At 58.2% G+C, this 14,686-nt stretch carries 15 protein-coding genes and 3 pseudogenes; 12 read left to right on the forward strand and 6 right to left on the reverse strand.

Annotated features, from left to right (window positions below; translation table 11 throughout):
• Positions 1 to 19: 19 nt before the first annotated feature.
• Entirely contained in the window at positions 20 to 265 is a 246-nt protein-coding gene (locus NYR97_RS11495) for a Com family DNA-binding transcriptional regulator (RefSeq protein ID WP_078586676.1), read from the forward strand.
• Positions 183 to 890 (forward strand): DNA-methyltransferase, encoded by a 708-nt coding sequence (locus NYR97_RS11500; RefSeq protein WP_316693112.1) that lies wholly within the window; start codon positions 183 to 185, stop codon positions 888 to 890. Before NYR97_RS11495 ends, NYR97_RS11500 begins: the two co-directional genes overlap by 83 nt.
• A 56-nt stretch (positions 891 to 946) precedes the next feature.
• On the opposite strand, the gene NYR97_RS11505 is transcribed toward NYR97_RS11500, so the two are convergent.
• From NYR97_RS11505 to NYR97_RS11520, 4 genes are all read right to left on the reverse strand, one after another.
• Positions 947 to 1,510, reverse strand: coding sequence for a hypothetical protein (locus NYR97_RS11505; protein ID WP_316693114.1), 564 nt, complete (start codon positions 1,508 to 1,510; stop codon positions 947 to 949).
• Positions 1,468 to 2,433 carry a hypothetical protein gene (locus tag NYR97_RS11510; RefSeq protein WP_316693116.1) on the reverse strand — a complete coding sequence of 322 codons (966 nt, stop codon included), beginning with the start codon at positions 2,431 to 2,433 and terminating at the stop codon, positions 1,468 to 1,470. The genes NYR97_RS11505 and NYR97_RS11510 overlap by 43 nt, the downstream gene beginning before the upstream one ends.
• 1,169 nt (positions 2,434 to 3,602) lie before the next feature.
• Positions 3,603 to 3,761 carry a DUF4113 domain-containing protein gene (locus NYR97_RS11515; protein ID WP_316693119.1) on the reverse strand — a complete coding sequence of 53 codons (159 nt, stop codon included), beginning with the start codon at positions 3,759 to 3,761 and terminating at the stop codon, positions 3,603 to 3,605.
• Between the two features lie 94 nt (positions 3,762 to 3,855).
• Positions 3,856 to 4,725, reverse strand: a complete 870-nt coding sequence (locus NYR97_RS11520) for a LysR family transcriptional regulator (RefSeq protein WP_184352009.1) — start codon at positions 4,723 to 4,725, stop codon at positions 3,856 to 3,858.
• A 95-nt stretch (positions 4,726 to 4,820) separates the two neighbouring features.
• Here NYR97_RS11520 and NYR97_RS11525 point away from each other — a divergent pair, with 95 nt between their 5' ends.
• The 3 genes and pseudogenes from NYR97_RS11525 to NYR97_RS11540 form a co-directional block, all read left to right on the forward strand.
• A complete protein-coding gene (locus NYR97_RS11525; protein ID WP_316693127.1) occupies positions 4,821 to 5,792 on the forward strand; it encodes a nitrilase family protein in 972 nt (323 codons plus the stop codon).
• 358 nt (positions 5,793 to 6,150) lie between these two features.
• A pseudogene (locus tag NYR97_RS22455) lies at positions 6,151 to 7,333 on the forward strand (tyrosine-type recombinase/integrase).
• A gap of 11 nt (positions 7,334 to 7,344) precedes the next feature.
• Positions 7,345 to 7,779, forward strand: a pseudogene (locus tag NYR97_RS11540) (phage late control D family protein); the annotation flags it as partial.
• Here NYR97_RS11540 and NYR97_RS11545 read toward each other — a convergent pair.
• Positions 7,767 to 8,301, reverse strand: a pseudogene (locus NYR97_RS11545) (transposase); the annotation flags it as partial. The pseudogenes NYR97_RS11540 and NYR97_RS11545 overlap by 13 nt on opposite strands.
• Before the next feature lie 32 nt (positions 8,302 to 8,333).
• Between NYR97_RS11545 and NYR97_RS11550 the strand changes: the two are divergent.
• Entirely contained in the window at positions 8,334 to 8,558 is a 225-nt protein-coding gene (locus NYR97_RS11550) for a hypothetical protein (protein ID WP_316693134.1), read from the forward strand.
• A gap of 276 nt (positions 8,559 to 8,834) precedes the next feature.
• Here NYR97_RS11550 and NYR97_RS11555 read toward each other — a convergent pair whose 3' ends face one another.
• The gene (locus NYR97_RS11555) at positions 8,835 to 9,134 is read right to left on the reverse strand and encodes a hypothetical protein (protein ID WP_316693136.1); all 300 of its coding nucleotides are present in this window, start codon (positions 9,132 to 9,134) and stop codon (positions 8,835 to 8,837) included.
• Positions 9,135 to 9,711: 577 nt separating this feature from the next.
• Between NYR97_RS11555 and NYR97_RS11560 the strand changes: the two genes are divergently transcribed.
• Genes NYR97_RS11560 through NYR97_RS11585 form a run of 6 tightly spaced genes read left to right on the forward strand, consistent with a single transcriptional unit; the run spans position 9,712 to position 14,684 of the window.
• The gene (locus tag NYR97_RS11560) at positions 9,712 to 10,026 is read left to right on the forward strand and encodes an acyl carrier protein (protein WP_316693138.1); all 315 of its coding nucleotides are present in this window, start codon (positions 9,712 to 9,714) and stop codon (positions 10,024 to 10,026) included.
• A 3-nt stretch (positions 10,027 to 10,029) separates the two neighbouring features.
• A complete protein-coding gene (locus NYR97_RS11565) occupies positions 10,030 to 11,301 on the forward strand; it encodes a beta-ketoacyl-[acyl-carrier-protein] synthase family protein (protein WP_425612989.1) in 1,272 nt (423 codons plus the stop codon).
• A complete protein-coding gene (locus NYR97_RS11570; RefSeq protein ID WP_316693140.1) occupies positions 11,298 to 13,010 on the forward strand; it encodes an AMP-binding protein in 1,713 nt (570 codons plus the stop codon). The genes NYR97_RS11565 and NYR97_RS11570 overlap by 4 nt, the downstream gene beginning before the upstream one ends.
• 4 nt (positions 13,011 to 13,014) lie before the next feature.
• The gene (locus tag NYR97_RS11575) at positions 13,015 to 13,269 is read left to right on the forward strand and encodes a phosphopantetheine-binding protein (RefSeq protein WP_316693141.1); all 255 of its coding nucleotides are present in this window, start codon (positions 13,015 to 13,017) and stop codon (positions 13,267 to 13,269) included.
• Positions 13,270 to 13,281: 12 nt separating this feature from the next.
• Positions 13,282 to 14,121 carry a hypothetical protein gene (locus NYR97_RS11580; protein ID WP_316693143.1) on the forward strand — a complete coding sequence of 280 codons (840 nt, stop codon included), beginning with the start codon at positions 13,282 to 13,284 and terminating at the stop codon, positions 14,119 to 14,121.
• On the forward strand, positions 14,118 to 14,684 hold the full coding sequence (locus NYR97_RS11585) for a hypothetical protein (protein WP_316693144.1): 567 nt from the start codon (positions 14,118 to 14,120) through the stop codon (positions 14,682 to 14,684). The genes NYR97_RS11580 and NYR97_RS11585 overlap by 4 nt, the downstream gene beginning before the upstream one ends.
• Positions 14,685 to 14,686 lie beyond the last annotated feature (2 nt).

Raw genomic sequence — 14,686 nt, forward strand, 5'->3', positions numbered from 1 at the left:
CCCACCGCAAGACCACGCAATGCTCAAGAACCTCCGTTGTGGCGAATGCGCCCGCTTGCTGTGCAAGGCCGGCGCCTTCGATGAAATCCAGATCAAGTGCCCGCGTTGCGGCACGCTCAATCACCTGAAGGCCGAGAGCCTCACCTCCGATCGCCGCGAGCGAATCCAAGAAGGCTCTCACCATGAAAAATCAGCTCCTGCAGGGCGACGCCCTGACCATCCTGCCCACGCTCGAAGCGAATTCGTTCGACGCGCTGATCACTGATCCACCGTATGCGAGCGGTGGCCTGCACGCGGCCGCGCGGGCCAAGCCACCCTCGCAGAAATACGTCCAGGGCGGCGGCGCCCAACTGCATGCCGACTTTGTAGGCGACGAACGCGACCAGCGCTCACACCTGAAGTGGATGCACCTGTGGCTGTCCGAGTGCGCGCGTGTACTCAAGGACGGCGCGCCTGTGTTGCTGTTCACTGACTGGCGGCAGCTGCCGCTGACCACCGACGCGCTGCAGGCGGCCGGATTCACCTGGCGAGGGGTGGCGGTGTGGGACAAGACTGAGGGGGTGCGCCCGCAGCTCGGGCGGTTCCGCAACCAGGCCGAGTACGTGGTGTGGGGCAGCAAAGGCGGCATGCCGCTCAATCGCCGCGCGCCGGTGCTGCCGGGGGTGGTACGGAGCCCGGTCCTCAAGGCGGACAAGCACCACCTGACTGGCAAGCCCACCGAGCTAATGCGGCAGCTAGTGCGGATCTGCGAAGTGGGCGGGCGGATCCTCGACCCGTTCGCCGGCAGCGGTACAACGTTGGTCGCAGCCGAAGTAGAGGGCTATCAGTACACGGGGATCGAGATGACCTCGCACTATGTTGATGTGGCGCGCGCGCGTCTCACTGGCTAGATCACTCGTCGGCGGAGGCTTATGTCTCCGTCGACCTTAGCGCCAGGAAGGTGCTGTCATCCTTTCTGGGCAGCCTTAGCAAGCCTGTCAAGCTCTGCCTGTTGCCTCGCCTTCCTCTCTTTTTCAGCGATCAGAGCAGTAGTGAAGCGCCGGAGTTCTTGCCACATTCCAGGAAGGCGTCCACACAGAAGAGCAGAAGTGACCTGCAATGCCGTAGCTGCAAACAGCAGCCTGCTTTGACTGGTCTGGTCGGCAATTGCGCTCGCTAAACGCGGCAATAGTGCAGAAAGCGCCACTGCGAAGAAGAGTGCCCAAAGGCGTCGAGACTTCACGGTAACCATTTCGTCGAGCTGGATGCGTTGCAGAGACGTTAGGCCAGCAAGACCGGCGATATCACTCTGAAGCTTGTAGATCAACGCCACTATTGCGGCTACAAGGACACCCTGAATGATCCAAGTGTCCTTCAACAGGGCTTCCCAGGCGGACACACGCAAATATGCCATGCCCACGTATCCGGCCAGCGCGCCAGTCGTCAACGCCGCGCTGAGCAGGAGGAAGTTCTTTAGGCTGTTGGAACTCACTGCGGCACTATGGATGTTGCTATGGCTGTGCGTAGCCATGAATGCACCTTGTTCCAGAGGTCGAATTCATCAATTAATCCTGAGTCAAGCACCCTTACAGTAATAGGGGTCTGAACTTTCAGGTCGGTGCCCCTTAGTGTACCGCCCTTGTGGAGGTGAACGCGCGTCGAGTCAACATCAAAATGTCGGCCGGCTACGGCTAACTTCTGCATCATTTCGAAACCCTCGTCAGACTTGCGCCTATTCGAGTAGTTAAGCTTCAGCGTAGCTTTAATTCGTTCATCTTTGCCGAGAGCCTTGGTCAAGGGAACATCGCCGAACCAGTCACCGATCATAGATCCAAGCATATCGGCCACAGGACCGATTGGGCGAACGCTCTTGTAGCCTGGGACTGTTTCCCGGTCCCTCGTCCTGCGTTGAGTCTTAACTTGCTCGACTACCTCGAACTCCAGCTCGGCACCAATCGTGACGCTGTCAACGGGGTGCTTAGCCAATCGCTGTTCGGCACTGGCTGACTGCTGGTCGGCCAAGATCACGTAGTCATCCGTCGCAATCTTCGCAAACTTTTTAAGCAGCCAGTTCAGATGATCTTCGAGCGCTTTCGAACCTAGGTGAAGAGCTGCTACAAACATGACGTGTGACGCGGATAGAGCTAGGAATGTGATCGATTCAACGAACTCCCTCTGCGCACTTGTGTCGCTGTCGGGCACGCTAGTCGTGTCAAGCTTGTAGTCACCAGTGTCACTGTCTTTCTCTAGAAAGTGTGCTTTCTGGCCTACGGTGAATTGCATGAACTTCGCGGTTAGCATGCCGTTCGTATTGCCCACCCCCGACAAGACGCGGCGAACGCTTTCTCCCTCCTCGCGATCCTCCACATTCTGTGAATCGTCGATGGCACCAGCCACAAGCGCCTGAAGATCCAACGGCGCACCGGAGAGTAGCTTCGCGCGCTTGTAATGCATCGATCTGGTTCTATCTACAGCCATTATTCCCCCTGAAAAGGCATCGAAGGTGCCAGGTACCAATTCAGTTGGTATCGCCGGCAGCCCTGCTTAACGTGGCAGCGATCGTCGAATCGGGGACTTCGAAGTCTTCCTGTGCAGTTGTCGTGCACAGTGGACGCGGGCGGAACAGCGATCGCGCGCGCCCCTTTCGGTCGTCCCAACTGACCCAGCATCTTGATCCTTGCTCCGAAATCATCGCACCAAAAGATGGCGCAACACTAGAGCGGCGTTATAGGCGGCCTGAGCTGTTGTGGGCGGGCTGCAGAGCCGAGCGTTGAGGCCACGCAAGGCTTCGACCGCAGCGCGGCCCGAGCGACCCAGGGGCGAACAAGGGCACGGGTGGCTTCTATGAACGAAGGACATATGGGAGTACGGCGCGTAGCGACGCGACGGCAACATGCGAGTGCTGGCGAGGTGGTGCAGGGCGCTTGTCGCCCCTCGGCGCGCGCAATCGTCGCCCCGCCACGCCTGCGGGCTTCATACCCCTGTTTTTCTGCGGCACTGCGGACCACTGCTGCACGCGCCAGTGTTGACGCTTGGGCCGGTTCCAGCTCGTCGCGGATCCCTGCGGATCCCTGCGCATCTAGCCCCTCCCGCAGGCCTTTGAGCATCTCCAGCGAGCGGCTGTCTGGTAGCCAGAATTTCCAGATGACCATCGGAACCAGGTAACCGGGTAATTCCATGCGTTAAATCGGATTTAAGTAATTGATTTATATGGTAATTTGCAGGTTACCTCTTGGGGTAATGTGAGGTAATCCGCCAGGCCGGAAGAAGTAATGTCATTGATTCTCAAGGGTTTTTTTTACCTGTCAAAATTACCTCGGCAAAAGGTAATGCCATTACCTCTCAATTACCCTTTAATTACCTTTGATATTTTTAAATAAGTAATTGATAAATTTAGGGATATTCGTATTTCTGAGGACGGATTACCTAAATTACCTAACTCCGATGGTCATCCCAAAAATTGCCCATTAGGGGCCTTTAACGGGGCTCCAGCTACCGCACTTGCGTCTACGCTCGAGCACGCGCGCACTGACCGCCCATCTCTCGTGGATGGCCAGGCCTGCACGGTGCCGCAGAAATTGGGGCCAGTCCGAGCCGCCTGAGCCAGGCCTGTTGGCGCGCGATCAGCACGTGGCGCGGGGAAGATCTGCCAGTGAGGTAGTGAAGCGTCCAGACAAGAGCTCTTGTCGCGAAGCCCATGCTGGAGAGTTCTGCCACCCGCTTGCACCGAGGCCGGCCGTACCCCGCCCGAAGCGGCGGTTGATAGCGTCTAAGGCGCTCATCAGCTTCTCGTCGCCGATGGGAGCTGGAGTGAACAGGTCGCGCTGCAGGTCGTTAGGTTTAGCCAGCTTAGTCAGGTAGATGCCGAGCTTCTAGCTACGCATGCTCGATCAAGGCAAGAAATCTCCATAAGGCCGGGTTGTCTCGGTCCGACCGCCACGCGGCGCCGATCGTCCATTCCGCGTACGGCCCCTTCAACGGAAATAGGTCCACGCCTGTTCCAGATAAACGCACGGCCTGCTGCGGCACGATCGAAAAACCAACCCCTCCTGCCACTAGAGCCAACACGGTCTGGAGGTCATCCGCGAGCTGCAGGATTCGTGGTTCCAGGCCGACCTCGGCACACCAGTGGTCGATCTGCGCGCGCAATCCCGGGCCCCGCGCGCGATCAAGCATGACAAAGCCGCTCGCGTTCAAGGCCTCCAGGTTAGATATGTCTCCGTTTGAAGAGCAGCCCTTAGGGCAGGCTAACGCCAGTGTGTCGCGGGCCAGCGATCGACTTTCCAGTCCGGAGGCTACAAAGGGAAGCCGCACGAAGCCAACGTCTAGGCGCCCGTCCCGAAGCCGTTCAATCTGCTCAGCCGAGGAAAAATCGTTGAGGGACACAGCCACCGCTGGATGCGTGCGTCGGTAGGCGCCGACCAGCCGTGGTGCTATTTCGATGCTCGAAAGGCCGAACCCGATATCCAATTGGCCCGCGGTACCTTGCACGACATGGCGGGCGCGAATCAGCAGTGCATCGGCTTCACTCGTGATCCGCAGTGCGTCCGGAAGCAACGCGATCCCGATCGAGGTAAGGACCGTTCCAGTGCGGTCGCGCTCAAAGAGTCTAGCGCCGATCACACCCTCCAAGAGCCGCAACCGCTTGGTCAATGCGGGCTGGCTGATATGCAAGCGGTCGGCGGCACGTCCGAAATGTCGTAGCTCAGCAAGCGCGACGAATGCGCGCAGATGCGGTAAGTCCATTCCCCATTGTTATCACGAAAGCACCAAGTTTTCATTGGATTTCATGAGGTAGGCGCGTGATCGTGTGTTCGACCGATCACCAAGGAGTACACAAGATGCCAACACGCCTGCGTATTGCCACCGTGCAATTCCAGCACCGGGCCGGCGACAAAAGCTACAACCTGTCGCGGATCGCGGACTTGGCTCGCCGCGCCCGTTCGTGTGGGGCAGCGTTGGTGCTGATGCCGGAGATGTGCATCTCCGGGTACTGGCACATTCCTGGTCTCGACGCCGAGGGACTGGCCAGGCTTGCCGAGCCGGGAGATGGCCCATCGTTACGAGAGGTCGCTACCCTTGCGACATTGCTGGGAATCGCAATCGGAGTCGGTTGGCTGGAGACAGCCGAAGATGGCCGCTTCTACAACGCATATCGGCTTTGCCTACCTGACGGCTCGAGTCACACGCATCGCAAATTACATGCATTCGAGCATCTGCTGATTCACAGCGGCCAGGGCTACACCGTGTTCGATACACCCTGGGGCGTGCGGATGGCGATCCTGATCTGCTGGGACAATAATCTGGTGGAAAATGCACGTGCATGCGCCCTGATGGGTGCACAGGTCTTGCTGGCGCCGCACCAGACCGGAGGAACCCAGTCGCGCAGTCCTCACGGGATGCAACGCATCCCCGTCGAACTGTGGCAACGCAGAGCAGCCGACCCGGAGGCCGTGCTCCGGGCATTTGCGGGCCCCAACGGCAAAGCGTGGTTGATGCGTTGGCTGCCCGCCAGGGCTCATGACAACGGCATGTTCGTGGTCTTCAGCAATGGCGTGGGTCGTGATGAGGACGAGCTTCGCACCGGCAACGCCATGATTCTGGATCCCTACGGCCGCGTCGTCGCCGAAAGCACGGCTATCGATGACGATGTCGTTATCGCTGACCTGGATCTCGATCTGGTAGCCGGCAGCAGTGGCCAACGCTGGATGACAGGCCGGCGTCCTGAGCTATACCACCTGCTTGCGGAGCGCCGTGGAGATGAGCGCTCGGCACACGCGACACGCTTTGATCTGGACGAACCTACAGATTGATCGATATTCCGGAGATCATCGTCCAAAAACTCCGGGAAAATTGACGTGCCAACCACCTTTATCAGCAACCTCAAGAGGTGCAGCCCGGGAAAATTAGCGTAGCCAAGTAATTGATAAATAAGCTTAAGTGTGCTGCCTCATAATCCTTTGGTTCCAGGTTCGAATCCTGGTGGGCCCACCAAATTGCAGTTCAAAAACGTCCGATGTAGTCCGGAAAGTTCAAGAAATCCCCTGAAAACCGTTGGTACTTGGTCTTACGAGGTCCAGCTGGATCCAGTTTCATCCATGTGTGAAGTGAGTCAGGCTGTGAGTCGTCCTAGTGCATTTTGCCTGCCCGACTCACAGGCGTCTGACTCACATGCTTACAGATACAAAGCTTCGCGCGCTTAAACCTAGGGATGCTGCCTCTCGGGTAGCTGACTCAAATGGTTTGTGCATTGAGGTGCGTACCACTGGTGCAAAGGTTTGGCGGTATCGCTCCCGGTATGCAGGCAGGCCAAGCATGGTGACCATCGACGAGTACCCGGCGCTTTCACTGATGCAGGCTCGCGCAGAGTGCGACAAGCTACGCATGCTGCTGAAGGGTGGAGCTAACCCGGCCCATGTCGCTCGGATTGAGCGAGCCGTCCAAGCCGAGCGCGTGAACACTACATTCGGAACCATTGCGCTTGAGCTCTTGGCTAAGCGAGCGAAGGAGGGGCTAGGTCCAGGTTCGGTAAAGCGAGAGCGCCGTCTGATCGAAAAGGATCTGGCTTTTATTGCTGACATGCCTATCACTGATGTCAGTGCTCACATTCTTCTGGCTGCTCTGAGGAAGCTGGAGCAAAAAGGGCGTGGTGGAGACTGCCCACCGGGCGCGGTCTCATGCAGGACGAGTTTTCCGGTACGCGATCGTGACGGGTAGGGCTCATCGAAATCCTGCTGCAGACCTTGTGGGTGCATTGGAGTAGCCGCAGACCAAGCATTTCGCAAGCCTGACCGAGCCTGGGCGAATTGGCGAGCTTCTACGCGCGCTGTGGGCTTACCAGGGCTCGCCTGTGACCTGCGCGGCCCTCAAGCTGGCTCCCATGCTTTTCGTGCGCCCTGGCGAACTGCGGCAGGCCAAGTGGACGGATATCGACTTGGAAGCCGGTGAGTGGCGCTAGGTCACCAGCAAGACCAAGACCACGCACATCGTTCCCTTGTCCGCACAAGCATCGGTAGTGCTTGAGGAACTGTGGCCACTAACCAAGCGCAGCGACTACGTGTTTCCCAGCGTACGTAGCGCCGATTGCCCCATGAGTGAGAACACGGTCAATGCCGCGCTCCGCAATTTGGGTTTCGATGGCGAAACCATCGTAGGTCACGGCTTTCGTGCAATGGCGCGCACCGTGCTGGATGAAGTTTTGGGGTTTCGCCCAGACTATATCGAGCACCAGCTCGCGCATGCCGTGCGTGATCCATTGGGGCGAGCCTACAACCGCACGGCGCACCTGCCTGAGCGCAAAAAGATGATTCAAGCGTGGGCGGCCTATTTAGAAGATTTAAGGAAACATCGGTAGACAAGTTGAGATTAGTCGGCAAGGGCACCTTCACCGTAGATGAGGTCGAATACAGCGATGCACCGGACATCAGCACCGTGCGGGCGCGAAGTGCAGATCTGACCACGGACATGCGCATGCAGCGCGAGCGCTGCTGGCACAACACCACGCTGTGGGCCGTCCTCAACCCCCTGGCAGGTGAGCCCGGGCTGACGCAGCGCATAGCCGCAAAGTTGACGAACAATAAGTTGCCACATCTGGACCAGGCCAACGAAAGCAATATGAACCTTCTAACCAGCCTGGGCATCGCTTCGACGCAGCCACCACGGTCAACGCCGGAGCATTGGTGTTTGCGTCGATGGTGCCGGCACTACGGCCGCGGGCAAGCCATTTGGTCACCGTCGTACTGACGCGGCGACCACCACCATTACTCAGTTGCCGACGGCGATGCCTACACAGGCTTGCGTTTGCGTCTGCGACGCCGGACCTGCAGCTGCTGCTCGCGGTACAACCGCTCCACACGCTTGTAGTTCACGATGCGTCCTTCTTGTTGCAATTTGAGATAGATCATCACCACGCCATAACGGCGATGGCGATGCGCCAACGCGCAGATGCGTTCGCGCAGTTCGACGTTGCGATCTTCGCGCAGGCAATAGCGCAGCGCACTGGCGCTCATACCGATCACTGCCAAGGCACGGCGCTCGCTGGAACCACGCCCGATCCACTCGCGCACCAGCGTACGACGCGCCGGTGCGCTCACCGCTTTTTCGCAGCGCATCCTTGATCAGGTCGTTCTCGAACAGCTGCTCGGCTAGGAACTTCTTCAGTCGAGCATTCTCTGACTCAAGGTCTTTGAGCCGCTTGGCATCTGGCACGCTCATCCCGCTGAACTTGCTGCGCCACAGATAGTACGAGGCCTCGCTGAAGTCATGCCGCCGGCATAGGTCCTTGATTGCCACGCCGCTTTCGGCTTCGCGCAGAAAGCCGATGACCTGCTCGTCAGTAAAACGTTACTTAAGGCATGGACAGAGCCGAGTTGCGCATCCATCTCGATCACTTGGACGCAGCAGTGCCGGCACTGCGGGCATCGAGTCCGGACCGCTACCGCTTCTTGCGAGCGTTCGCAGGCATGGCGCAGCTAATTAAGGCGAAGGCGCTCACGTCCAAAGATGCTAATTTCGTCAGACGACGTATCGACGGGATTTTTTCCTGGCACGGGCTGACAGGCCCCGAAGACAAGAGTTAAGCCAATCGGTTAATAGGCTGCGCTTACCGGGCCTGTGCTCGATACATGGCACGTGATCATCCACTGCTTGGCGTATTCATACGCATCGCTTTGATCAGTGAAGCCCTAGGGGATAAGAGCCGACCAAGCGCGTCCAAAAAATAAAGGCTCAACGCCAACTTTAGATGGACGAGGCATCTTGCTCGCAGCAACCACTATCCTCGCATAATGCCTTCGATGGCAAGGCCCCATCCATAGTCTCGACCAAGTCAGCGACTACCTGATTGCTCGCTGCGCTCAACTGCGGCATGAAGTCTTCGGTGTCGTTTCATCTAAACAACAGGCGACACATTTTCTCACGGGCACTTGTTCCAAGACATCGTCGGTGCCTGCGACGTTCACCTGCGGCTTGTCGCTAAGCCCGATCTTCAGCTCAACGTAATCGCCGTCATCCTGCTCCACACCCACCCGATCCGGAGCCAAGCGAAACCGACCGCATAATCTCTCTTTAGCATTGGTCACGAATAGCTGAAAATGATAGTGCTCAGTAGGCCGACGCTCCAGTTCGCCACCGCTGTGTCGTTCGGAATCGGCCATGCCCCTGTGCTACAGCGGGACCTACCTGCGATGGTGCAGAACACGATTTCGTGCCGAGCGTAGTTGTTGTGTCCGATTGCAAACGCTTACAGGTGGGCCCATAAATTGAAAAAAATTGGGTTCTTCCAAGGCTGCGGGTAACGCTTGCGTCCTCGCCAACTCCGTCCCGCGAAAAAGCCCTTGACATAGAGATCATTTGTATTAACTATCAGTAAACGGACTCACGGAGTGACATGGATATGTCGTACAAGAGTAATGTGTTGGTGGTCGAGAGCGCTATGCCTCACTGGCGTACAGTTGAGCTCGATTATGGCAGTCTGAAACTAATCGATAGCTGCGAGTATCCCCCTGATTAAATGCTGCCGATCCTTGATTGGGAGGCGGGCTTGCCCTGTATGCAGGTCCGGCGAGGATCTAAAGCGCCAGGTGCATGGTTTCCGGGATATGAAATTATAAATAACTTTTCCGGGGGTGCCTGGGAATTGCTGTTTTTTTTTCTAGATAGCTGAATTAAATAAAGGTGGCTGTGGCCGCCCATGATTTCTTTTGCCATTTTTCCAGTCGGAAGGAGTGAGTAATGAGCGAAGACATTGGAACAATCATAAATTCATTTATTGCAAACTATGCGGGTGTGCCAGCGGAATCGCTCGCCGACCCGGATGTGCGCCTGGATTCACTAAATATCGATTCCCTTGGGGTAGTCGAACTCCTATTCGATATTGAAGAAAAATATGCGGTGCATATCGATGATCCGCTGCAGCTTAAAGATCTGACTTTGCAAGAGCTGCACGCGATGGTTGCAGAGCTGATTGAGCGCAAAGCTGCGGAAATTCCGCCAGCGGAAACGATCGCGAGCGCGGTTAGCGCCGGGACCGCACCTGCGCAGGTTTGATCGATGGTCCGGGACGTTGTGATCACGGGACTGGGTGCATTCACCTCGCTAGGTGATTCCATGCAGGAGACCTTCAATCGCTGTCTGCGTGGGGAAGGGGCAATTCGGCAGGCATCGCCGGAGCTCTGCAAATGGCATCCTGCCGCGATCACAGCACATATTGACCGAGACTTCAGCAGTCTGCTTGCACCGGCAGAGCGTGGATTCGATCGCGCTACTCAGCTTGCGCTGGTCGCTTCCCGAGAGGCAATGACAGATAGTGGATTGGAGCTTGATGAAGACCAACGCGCTAATGCCGGTGTCTATTGTGGTATCGGTCTGGGCGGCGCTACGACACTTGAGTCCGTCTATACCCGCTTTTATCACCGCCTGTTCAAGATTAATGGCGAGACGGGCGATCCGACAGTTGTCCACCCGTTTACCGTAACTAACACGATGCCCAATGCTGCAGCTTCGTGGATATCCATATTCAACGGCCTAAAGGGACCAACGCAGACATACAGTGTTGCGTGCGCATCTTCTGCCGTGGCAGTGGGAGAGGCTTGGCGCGCGATCCGACATGGTTACGTAGAATCGGCAGTCGTCGTTGGGACTGAGGCGATGCTCGCTGCGGGTCCTTATCTTGCTTGGCATGCATTACGCGTCATGGCACCTGGCGATGCGCAAGACATTGCAGCAAGCTGCCGGCCATTCTCGCGGGACAGGCGCGGCTTTGTACTCGGGGAAGGCGCCGCTGCCATGGTGCTGGAGACACGTGAGCGCGCGCGCAAGCGAGGGCGCGCGCCTTACGCGACCCTTGCAGGCTATGGCATCTCTAGTGACGCCACCCACATCACGATGCCGGACAGCCACGGACAAGCCCGTGCGATTGCGATGGCCCTCAAGGAGTCACGTTTAGCGCCGGAACGGATCGGCTATATCAATGCGCACGGCACGGCGACCCAGGCAGGTGACCTGAGTGAGACCACCGCGATTAAGCAGGTCTTCGGGGAACATGCGCAACGCTTGAGGATCAGTTCCACCAAAGCTATGCACGGCCACGTCATCGGTGCGGGCGGCACTCTAGAGTTCGGTATTGCGGTCAAGGCGTTGCATCAGGGTGTGGTGCCGCCCACTGCCTACCTGCGCGAGCCGGATCCAGCGCTTGACCTGGACTACGTGGCTGGCGGTCCGGTGGAGATACCGGGCCTGTCGGCGGTGATGTCCAACTCATTCGCCTTCGGTGGCACGAACGTGTCGCTGATAGCAACGCACGAAGCTGGAAGGGACGGATGATGATCGAGCCATGGATGGATATGCTGACATTGGTCGATGTATTGCGCTCGTATGTCGACGGTAGTCGACCGTCGAGCGCCAGCCTGAGCATCGTGCGCGAACGTGGCGGGCCAGAAGCAGTGGAGCGCCGCAGTTTCACCACCGCGGTGCAGGAGGCGTTGATGCTGGCGGCTCGACTACGTGCTCATGGCATTCGAATCGGTGATGTTGTATTCATCGCGATCCCGACCAGCCAGCAATTCCTCGATGCCTGGATTGGTTGCGTGCTCTGCGGCGCTCTGCCATGCGCCATTCCCGGCGCGGAACAGGGTACGACGCCGTTCGCGCGTCATATGCAGGCAGCCGCTGGTGCACTACGTCCTGTTCTACTGTTGACCACGCCAGCGGTCGCCCACAACACGATACCGGCGTTTGCAGGCGTTGCTTCGATAGCAATCGAAGATCTTCCAGATGCATCGCCGCTGGATTGGAGCGACGTACATCGGCCACTTGCAGGCGATCTGCTGCATCTTCAGTTGACTTCCGGATCTACCGGCGTTCCCAAAGCGGCGGCGTTAAGCCACCGAAGCACCATCGCCAACGTCGCTTTGACTGCAAGAGCCGGCGAGGCAGACCTAAGCAGGGATCGCGGCGTGCTGTGGCTTCCCCTGTTTCATGACATGGGGCTTATCTCGTTGGTGTCCGCGCTATATCACAACTGTGATCTTGTACTACAGCCGCCTGAAGATTTCATCCGAAATCCGCTCGGGTGGCTGCGACAGCTGGCTCGCCAGCGTGCGACTACCTCGGCGGTTCCCAACTTCGCGCTTGCCTACTGTGTACGCCGCTATCGGCCGCAGTTGATGGAGGGCGTGGACTTGGGTTGTCTGCGCGCACTGGTGGTTGGCGCAGAGCGCGTTCATGTGGAGACCCTTGAGGCCTTTGCGCGCACGTTTGCCCCGCACGGCTTCCGGGGTGACGCGTTCTATCCCTGCTATGGCGCGGCTGAATTAACCCTCGCCATCACGGTGCCCACGCGCGACAAAAGCGATCCGCTCGGAAGCAACATTGGTCGCGACATCCAAAACCATGAAGCAAGAGCGTCGAGCGATACCGTGCTGAGCATGGGAAGGCCACTTCCGTCCACGAGCATCGTCATCCTGGACGAGGACGGACATTCGGTTGTAGACGGTTGTGCAGGCCAGATACACGTGCGCAGTGTCTGCATGATGGAAGGCTATTACAACGCGCCGGAAGAGACGTCCAAGGTAGTAAGGAATGGTTATTACGATACTGGAGACCTTGGCTATCTGCGCGAGGGGGAACTGTATGTATTGGGGCGCAGCAAGGAGTTGATCATCCTGCGTGGTCGAAATTATTACCCACATGAGTTCGAGGAATGTGCGGTAGAGCATCCACTGGTCGATGCCGGCAGGGTGGCGGCCGTTGCCGTGCCTGATGCCGTTTTGGGCACCGAACGGCTGGTTCTGGTGGTGGAGCCGGAGAGCTACCACGCTCTGCCACGACTTCGTCAAGAGCTGCAGACGCTACTACGCAGGCGATTCGGATTCGGTGCCAACGCGGTGATGTTCGTCAGCAAAGGTGCTATTCCCCGTACTACATCCCGAAAGATCCAGCGGGTCGCCTGCGCTCAGCAAGTAGCGCGCGACGAGCTGGTCGCATTCGATGGTTCAGAAACAGCAGTTATCGACACCTATCTGGAGGCATGACGTAATGGAAACCACTGAGCGCACCACCCTGGAACTGCTTGCCCGCGAGCTGGAAAAGATTACTGATTCGGAGCGCTGCCCGGTCGATGTCAGTCTGACCGAGCTCGGTGTGGACTCGATCAATATCATCGAGATGATCGTATTCTGCGAGTCGCTGTATGGCGCCTTTGATCCCGAGAAAATCGAGATCAATAACTTCACCACGCTGGAGGGGCTTGACCGTCAGCTGACGGCGTTGACCGTCCCTGTGGTCGCCTGAGGCGCACGACGCATGTCCTCCCTTCCCGCCGCGGCAATCGTCCTGCAGCGCCTGCACTACGCGCCGCTGCCAACGCCATTTGTGAATGTAGACGTTGATCCGGCACACGCAGCGGGGGATCTGGCTATGCGTGTTGGTGCGGCAGCGGCCGCGTTTGAGGCAGAGAGTACTGAAGTTGCAGATGACTACTTCATCGGTTCCACGCTTGGCTCGCACTATCTTTCCGATCCGGACAGCACGGGCCGCGAGTACAAAGCCGAAATTGGCCGGCACGCAAAGCGACCAGTGGATGCGGCGGTGAACGTCTATGAGTGTACCAACTGGGCCTTCTTGCTACGCGAGGGCCTTGATCGTTCGCGCAGAACTGGCTTGCGCCGGCGGCTGCTCATGCAGGTGGTTGACTGTGACATTCATGGTATCGAAGCTGCGTGGCGCACCCGAACCTATGGCAATGCGCAGTTCGGCATTCTCAATCTGGATGTCGTGGTTGACGCCAAGGGACTGGACTCCGACATCGCCATAGACGTAGCCCCGCTGTCGGTCTCCATGCTCAAGTTCGGCTCCCGCCTGCGCTCGCGTGCTGCTGCCCTGACGTGCGTCGTGTCCCCCCCATTTTTTCCGGAGGCCACCAGCGCTGCGTTCCGGAAGACCTTGCGTGGTGTCGAGGTGCTGCGCGAGCACCACGTTCAATTCGGTCATTGCTTTGGTGCCGATCCCTGGATCGGACTCGGCCTAGGTCACCACGGCCAGACGGCACGCTATGTTGTTGGCTCACTTGCACTTAACGGGTACCACGCCATCAGCACGATTACTGTCGCTGCTGATGCGCGCCTGGAGGTCTCCCTGCCATGACCGATCTGCATGTATGGCGACAACGTCTGGTGCGTAGCCCTTATCCGGAGCCGGCGGAAGCAGACGCCGTGCTCTTGCCGTACCGGAGCCTTTCCGACTACCAAGCGGTCGACGGCTTTGCAAGATCGTTGCTGCCTGCTCCCGTGTTGGTGGGTTATTTTCAGTACTACCGATTGCTGATCGACGTCATCGCGCAGCTCCGGCAGCATCTGGACATTGATGCTCCAGTCCTGGTGGAGATCAGTCGCCCGCTGGGCGTAGCGCTGCCGCGCGGGCTGCTAGAGGAGGGGGTGCTTGTCACCGACGACACTGCGCCGCAGGCAGTCTGGTGGGCGAGACAGGGTGCGCTGCGTACGGTGCAGATCCGTTCGCGCATCCGTCGCGATCTGCATGAGTTCGGCGACAACAGTCTTACCGTTCTGCTGCAGTCAACCGTTGATACGCACGACCCACTGCCTGCCATTCTTGGTGGCACCTCTTTTGCCTCCGCTTTTATCGAAGAGAAAAACGCCATCTTGTCCCGCCTGAGCCCGGCGGCTATTGATGCACTGGAGTGCGCGTGATG

Source organism: Xanthomonas hydrangeae, assembly GCF_032697525.1.
In the GTDB taxonomy this organism is placed as follows: Bacteria; Pseudomonadota; Gammaproteobacteria; order Xanthomonadales; family Xanthomonadaceae; genus Xanthomonas; species Xanthomonas hydrangeae.

What these genes read in the sequence shown, in the direction of transcription:
- NYR97_RS11495 (WP_078586676.1), top strand. Translation starts at nt 20, where the DNA reads ATGCTCAAGAACCTCCGTTGTGGCGAATGCGCCCGCTTGCTGTGCAAG.
- NYR97_RS11500 (WP_316693112.1), top strand. Translation starts at nt 183, where the DNA reads ATGAAAAATCAGCTCCTGCAGGGCGACGCCCTGACCATCCTGCCCACG.
- NYR97_RS11505 (WP_316693114.1), bottom strand. Translation starts at nt 1,510, where the DNA reads ATGGCTACGCACAGCCATAGCAACATCCATAGTGCCGCAGTGAGTTCC.
- NYR97_RS11510 (WP_316693116.1), bottom strand. Translation starts at nt 2,433, where the DNA reads ATGCATTACAAGCGCGCGAAGCTACTCTCCGGTGCGCCGTTGGATCTT.
- NYR97_RS11515 (WP_316693119.1), bottom strand. Translation starts at nt 3,761, where the DNA reads ATGAGCGCCTTAGACGCTATCAACCGCCGCTTCGGGCGGGGTACGGCC.
- NYR97_RS11520 (WP_184352009.1), bottom strand. Translation starts at nt 4,725, where the DNA reads ATGGACTTACCGCATCTGCGCGCATTCGTCGCGCTTGCTGAGCTACGA.
- NYR97_RS11525 (WP_316693127.1), top strand. Translation starts at nt 4,821, where the DNA reads ATGCCAACACGCCTGCGTATTGCCACCGTGCAATTCCAGCACCGGGCC.
- NYR97_RS11550 (WP_316693134.1), top strand. Translation starts at nt 8,334, where the DNA reads ATGGACAGAGCCGAGTTGCGCATCCATCTCGATCACTTGGACGCAGCA.
- NYR97_RS11555 (WP_316693136.1), bottom strand. Translation starts at nt 9,134, where the DNA reads ATGGCCGATTCCGAACGACACAGCGGTGGCGAACTGGAGCGTCGGCCT.
- NYR97_RS11560 (WP_316693138.1), top strand. Translation starts at nt 9,712, where the DNA reads ATGAGCGAAGACATTGGAACAATCATAAATTCATTTATTGCAAACTAT.
- NYR97_RS11565 (WP_425612989.1), top strand. Translation starts at nt 10,030, where the DNA reads ATGGTCCGGGACGTTGTGATCACGGGACTGGGTGCATTCACCTCGCTA.
- NYR97_RS11570 (WP_316693140.1), top strand. Translation starts at nt 11,298, where the DNA reads ATGATGATCGAGCCATGGATGGATATGCTGACATTGGTCGATGTATTG.
- NYR97_RS11575 (WP_316693141.1), top strand. Translation starts at nt 13,015, where the DNA reads ATGGAAACCACTGAGCGCACCACCCTGGAACTGCTTGCCCGCGAGCTG.
- NYR97_RS11580 (WP_316693143.1), top strand. Translation starts at nt 13,282, where the DNA reads ATGTCCTCCCTTCCCGCCGCGGCAATCGTCCTGCAGCGCCTGCACTAC.
- NYR97_RS11585 (WP_316693144.1), top strand. Translation starts at nt 14,118, where the DNA reads ATGACCGATCTGCATGTATGGCGACAACGTCTGGTGCGTAGCCCTTAT.